Annotated in this window: 5 protein-coding genes and 3 pseudogenes; 4 read left to right on the top strand and 4 right to left on the bottom strand. The window is 33.9% G+C overall.

Annotated features, from left to right (window positions below; all coding sequences use genetic code 11):
• Window positions 1-59 precede the first annotated feature (59 nt).
• Together Wcon_RS08525 and Wcon_RS08520 are read right to left on the bottom strand one after the other, a co-directional pair.
• Window positions 60-542, bottom strand: a complete 483-nt coding sequence (locus tag Wcon_RS08525) for a hypothetical protein (RefSeq protein ID WP_114516948.1) — start codon at window positions 540-542, stop codon at window positions 60-62.
• Between the two features lie 8 nt (window positions 543-550).
• On the bottom strand, window positions 551-793 hold the full coding sequence (locus Wcon_RS08520; RefSeq protein ID WP_114516947.1) for a hypothetical protein: 243 nt from the start codon (window positions 791-793) through the stop codon (window positions 551-553).
• Between the two features lie 114 nt (window positions 794-907).
• Here Wcon_RS08520 and Wcon_RS08515 point away from each other — a divergent pair.
• From Wcon_RS08515 to Wcon_RS08500, 4 genes and pseudogenes are all read left to right on the top strand, one after another.
• Window positions 908-2,029, top strand: a pseudogene (locus Wcon_RS08515) (IS4 family transposase); the annotation flags it as partial.
• 9 nt (window positions 2,030-2,038) lie between these two features.
• Window positions 2,039-2,959, top strand: a pseudogene (locus Wcon_RS08510) (IS110 family RNA-guided transposase); the annotation flags it as partial.
• A 3-nt stretch (window positions 2,960-2,962) separates the two neighbouring features.
• Complete coding sequence (locus Wcon_RS08505) at window positions 2,963-3,283, top strand: IS5 family transposase (RefSeq protein WP_114517862.1); 321 nt, start codon at window positions 2,963-2,965, stop codon at window positions 3,281-3,283.
• A 68-nt stretch (window positions 3,284-3,351) separates the two neighbouring features.
• Window positions 3,352-3,576 (top strand): transposase, encoded by a 225-nt coding sequence (locus tag Wcon_RS08500; protein ID WP_114517861.1) that lies wholly within the window; start codon window positions 3,352-3,354, stop codon window positions 3,574-3,576.
• Window positions 3,577-3,719: 143 nt separating this feature from the next.
• On the opposite strand, the pseudogene Wcon_RS08495 reads toward Wcon_RS08500, so the two are convergent.
• Both Wcon_RS08495 and Wcon_RS08490 read right to left on the bottom strand, forming a co-directional pair.
• Window positions 3,720-3,989 (bottom strand): annotated as a pseudogene (locus Wcon_RS08495) (IS4/Tn5 family transposase DNA-binding protein); the annotation flags it as partial.
• Between the two features lie 138 nt (window positions 3,990-4,127).
• A complete protein-coding gene (locus Wcon_RS08490; protein ID WP_114517714.1) occupies window positions 4,128-5,231 on the bottom strand; it encodes an ankyrin repeat domain-containing protein in 1,104 nt (367 codons plus the stop codon).
• Between the last annotated feature and the right edge of the window lie 240 nt (window positions 5,232-5,471).

The raw sequence follows: 5,471 nt of genomic DNA, 5'->3' as shown, positions 1-5,471 counted from the left end.
CATAAGCCGGTATTTCAAATAAGTTGGTCAAAAACCATATTTCATCTTCTGTTCTATTTTTAATTTTTATTAGTCGTACTTGCTATTGCTCTGCTTCCGCTGTAAAGATTCACTATATTATCTTCCAAAATTTCCGATCCATCTGGTTGTTGTTTTTGCGTAATTTCATTCTCTCTTATAACGCAGTACCTTCTTTTTAAGTATGTTCTTGTGATAAATTTGTATTCCTTTTTGTCAAACTCAGTGAAAGTTGCAACTTTTGCAATCCTTCTATCAAACAATAAAATATCCTCTTTTTTAACTTTAGCTTCATTAATTGCTCTAACCAGCGCTATATCTTCGCTACTTTCTTCTTGCCCTTGACAAAATCTTATACTCGTCGGTAATTGGCCTTTTAATCCAACGCTTACTTTGACTTGACTGTCATTGCTTTTACCACCTATTTTTAACCCATCTTTTATAAGGTACCCTGATAAATTTATAATTGTTGAATCGAATCTATGTAAGTTATGTGACGTTTTTCTGGGCAATAATTTTTCCACTTTGTTTATTAAATCGATATATACACCTTTAAAATAATCAGAACTTTTAACCTTTTCGATAAGCCACTGTATGTAACTGTACTTTTATCATCATTTTTATCTATCACACACCTATTTATTACCATTTCTAGTGCTCTTAAGCTTGTTTTCTGACCCATTAATATTAGCTTCATTAAGCCTTTAAATATTATTTTACCAACTAACTTAGTATTACATTTATCTACCTCTGTTGATTTTCCTAGTCTTTCCAAATCCTCGTCTTTTAGTTAAGTTTAGTATTCTTTCTATTTGATCCATTATTGCCTCCATTTTTCTTTAATAATAGCTCTTTTATCTTCTTCTTATGACACTTTCAACACTTATGCGGGTTGGGGGCTATTTCTAGCAAGATGAGTAATGGTCAAGCTAAGGGCATGGTAATGCATACAGCTCTTGCTGTTAGTACGGGAGGATTAGTGTTGGGAATACTAGATCAAAAGATTCATTCGAGACCTTCTAATTCTGAAGAAATCAAAAATTTAGAAAAAAGAAAGCATAACACTGCTATCCGTATTGAAGATAAGAAGAGTGTGAGGTGGTTAGAAGCCTTAAAAAAAACAAATAATCTTATAGATAGTACTCAAACTGAAGTTGTCACTGTGTGTGACAGAGAAGCAGACATATATGATTTTTTTGAGTGTGCACATAATCTTAACTCAGCAGTTTTAGTAAGAGCTTACCAAAATAGAAGCATAAACAAACAATCCAGATTTTCTAATGATAAGCAAAGATTATGGGAAGTTGTTAAAGGCTTTCCTTGTCAAGGGATAATAAAAGTTGAAATTTCTGCAAGAGATAATAAGCCAAAAAGGACAGCGTGTTTGGAGGTGAGATTTGGAAAATTTATGATGAATCCGGACAAAAGCAGCATAAGACATAAAACCGAAGAGTTACCTAACCTACCACTTTACGCAGTTTATGTTGTTGAGAAAGACTCTTCCTCTGAAGAAAGCCCGCTAGAGTGGATGCTTTTAACAAATCTTCCAGTAAATAGTTTCGATGAAGCTGTTGAAAAGGTTAGTTGGTATTGTCTTAGATGGAAAATAGAGATATTACATAAAATTTTAAAGTCTGGCCTCAAAGTTGAAGAATGTAGGCTTGGAACAGCAGAAAGGTTAAAGCGATATTTAACAATCATGAATATTATTGCTTGGAGAATTTTCTTTATTACAACAATTGCAAGAACTGATCCAACATTACCGTGTATTACCTTATTAGCTGAAGAAGAATGGAAAGTTTTATACGTAAAAATACATAAAGTAAAATCATGCCCAAATGTAGCCCCTACTATAAAAGAAGCTATTTCATGGATTGCTCAACTTGGGGGTCATTTAGCCAGAAAAAATGATCCAGAACCAGGCCCCATTACTCTTTGGAAAGGATGGAGACGTCTCTTTGATTTGGCAGAAGGATGGAGACTTGCTACTGAACTTTATATTTGTGGGTAATAGTAAGATGTTAGACAACGTAGAAGTCTAATTGAAAGTGCATCTACACATGTTTTGCGTATGCAAAAGGCATTGGTACAAATGAATATCCAGTTACATAAAGTTATAAGTGATATCACAGGTGTTAGTGGAATGCAAATTATTAAAGCAATAATAGGAGGTGAAAAAGATACTGAGAAGCTAGCTGAACTCAGAAGCTCAAATATGAAGAATGATAATGCTACTATAGCAAAAGCGTTAACAGGTGACTATAGAGAAGAACACCTGTTTACACTCAAACAGGAATTTGAACTATACAATGTTTATCAAGAAAAAATAGCAGAATGTGATAGAAGTATTGAAGAACATTATAAAACATTTGATACAAAGTCTGGTGAGAAAGAGCTATGTAATAAAATAAAGAACAGATCTACAAAACACAGGCCAGATTTTGCTATCCATGAAGAACTGCATAGAATAACAGGTATGGATTTTACAAAAGTTCCAGGACTTGATGTAGTGACAATACAAACAATAATTTCAGAGACTGGTATAAACCCTAATAAATGGCGGACAGAAAAGCATTTTACTTCCTGGTTGGGATTAAGCCCAGGTAATAAAATCACTGGAGAAAAAGTGTTTAGCACAAGAACTCGTAAGGTTAAGAATCGTGCTGCAGATGCTTTCAGAATGGCTGCTCACTGTGTATCAAAAAGCAAAAGTGGAATGGGTGCATATTGTAGAAGATTAAAAAAGCACCTAGGAGCACCAAAAGCAATTACTGCTACTGCAAGGAAAATAGCATGTATCTTTTATAGTATGTTGAAGTATGGACAAGAATATGTAGAAAGAGGAATAGATTATTATGAAACACGTTACAAAGAGAAAGTTGTAAAAAATTTAATCAAAAAGGCACAGGAATTCGGTTATATCTTAGTTCAACAGGAATAACTAATGGGAAGTTTCTTAGAAACAGTAATGTGGATAGGCAGAACAGGAGCACCATGGAGAGCTTTGCCTGTAGAATATGGAAAATGGTCGAGTGTACATAAAAGGTTTATAAGATGGGCAAGATCGGGTGTATGGCAAATGATTTTCAACACCCTAGCAGTGGATGAAGACACAGAGTGGCTTATGATAGATTCGACAATAATTAGAGCGCATCAGCATGCAGTTGGTGCAAGGAAAAAATATGGTGTGCAAGAACAGGAATTGGGGCGATCTAAAGGTGGATTTTCAAGCAAATTACACGCTGTTTGTGATGCTCTAGGCTAAGGTTTTTTGTTACTGCTGGCCAAAGATCAGATTATGTAAAAGCTTTAGACCTAATAGAAGGCAAGAAAATGGAAGCACTTATTGCTGATAAAGGATATGATGCAAATTATATGATTAAAGCAGCAGAAGCTGTGAATGCTGAATCAGTTATTCCACCACGTTCTAATAGGAAAACACCGAAAGAGTGCGATAAAGAATTATATAAAGAAAGAAATCTAATAGAAAGAATGTTTCACAAGAGGGAACGTTCAAAGAAGCATAGGCATCAAGTTAAGAGAATACGCCCAATATAGCAACCATTTAAGGTAGATATCTTATTTGTTATATTTATTTTTTAAGAAATCTTGATCTAAAATAAGATAATTTTTTTTAAAGAGTCTATAAATTACTAATTTTATTGTTTAATATCTAAAATAATTTTTACCGCTTCTCTTCTTGTATCTTGAATTACAAGAATCTTTTTATGAGCTTTTATTCTTTCAACAGTTTTTGTAGTATGTGAAGCTAGAATATCGCTTTCTTTCACGTTCTCATTTTGAAAAAAACGATATGCCCATTTTGCTTCTGACCAACTTCCACATGCCTGATTAATTGAGCTTTCAGGTAAATTTATTAAACTATCAGCAATATTCGCCAATCGGTCAGTTAGTCTTTTATCTCCAAGTGTCGCATCTCCAAATTCATTTTTAGCCCATTCACTTGCCATTTTTATACCCTCAATATTTGCAAACTTTAATATTCTAATACTTTATTTATAAGTCCATTTATATTTGTGGGTAATAGTAAGGTTTTAAAACATTGTAAACTTCCTTCTATCTGGCACATTATACCACATTTCTTGCAGCTAAATCTGCCTACTGAAGTTATTTCCAGACTCGGTTATTCCTACATCAGAAAGACGAGTTGTTACTTTTGGTAGAATATTTGTACAAAAGCACTTTTTGCACTCTTCTAAAACATCATCTAACCCAACATTACCACTAAATTTAATTCCTCTTTCCAAGCTTGTTATTATTTTTGGATACGCTTCTTCAAGCTCAGTATGTATTCTATCTTTTTCTTTTGAGTCTAAATTTCTTATTTTGCCTTCTACAAATGAATCAAATTTCTTAAGCGCAAATCTAACTGCAATATTGATATCTGGTATAACCTCTACTCCTTTACTTGTTAAATTCTGATAGTGCCTACTCCTAGTATTATCTAAAGCTTCAGCAACACAACTAGCAAAAGCAATATTCTCACTACTCAAAAAACTACTAGGGCTGCTTGCTGAGTGGATAATAGATTGCTGAGCAGAAGGTAAAACAGGGACATTGCGGAACAAGCTACTGAGTGCAGCAGTAGTTGAAGCTCCCATCCAACTAAACACATTATCAATAAAGGAAGAAGGTTTGACTACATTGCCTGTCACGTCTGCAGTATCGTCAGCTTCTAACGCTTTAAGATTTCTAGTGGGCAATACTGCTTTATAATCAAACTCAACATCACCTTTCAACATGGATAATATTTTTTGTATTATATGGTCTTCACACATAAGTTCTGGATTATCTCCAACAACATCAGATGCCGTTTCACCATTTACATCTCTTACATTAGGGTCAGCATTATTGTCGATGAGAAGTTTTACCATCCCTACTCGACAATGGAAAGACGCTAAGTGCAAAGGTGTCTTACCCATTGTGTCTTGCAAATTGACATCAGCAAGATGAGAAAGTAGAAATTGTCCTGCTTCTTCTCTACCATATTCAGCGGCAACGTGCAAAGCAGTTCTCAAATCTTCACTATTAGCAGCATTAACACTAGCACCACTGGTAATCAAAAGATTCAATATCTTCAAACTATTCTCTTTAACAGCAAAACTTATAGGTTTTATACCATATTTTTCACCATTAAAAACCTTGCTTACACCTATATAATCTGCAGTTATAATACATTCTTCAGCTTTCAAAAGATTATGCTCTTCTATAGCAGCAAATAACTAGTCTGTAAAAACTTCAGTCTGTTTGCTCATAAAACACCTCATAAAGAATAACATTTTTGGTTTTATATCATATAATTTAGTATGCACAAGTAAAATTTACAGAAAAACCTAAAAAACTTCTAATAGTGATAATTTGAGAGTATTATTACCCTTTTAACGCTAATCAACTATGTGACCTTACCCAGAAAAAGTGGAGAGAAAGTTGGG

The organism is Wolbachia endosymbiont of Cylisticus convexus, assembly GCF_003344345.1.
Note: the sequence above shows the minus strand (reverse complement) of the source record. Positions and strands in the feature narration are given on the sequence as shown.

Excerpts from the sequence above, each read along its gene's own strand:
- Wcon_RS08500 (WP_114517861.1), top strand. The coding sequence starts at position 3,352 with ATGGAAGCACTTATTGCTGATAAAGGATATGATGCAAATTATATGATT.
- Wcon_RS08505 (WP_114517862.1), top strand. The coding sequence starts at position 2,963 with ATGGGAAGTTTCTTAGAAACAGTAATGTGGATAGGCAGAACAGGAGCA.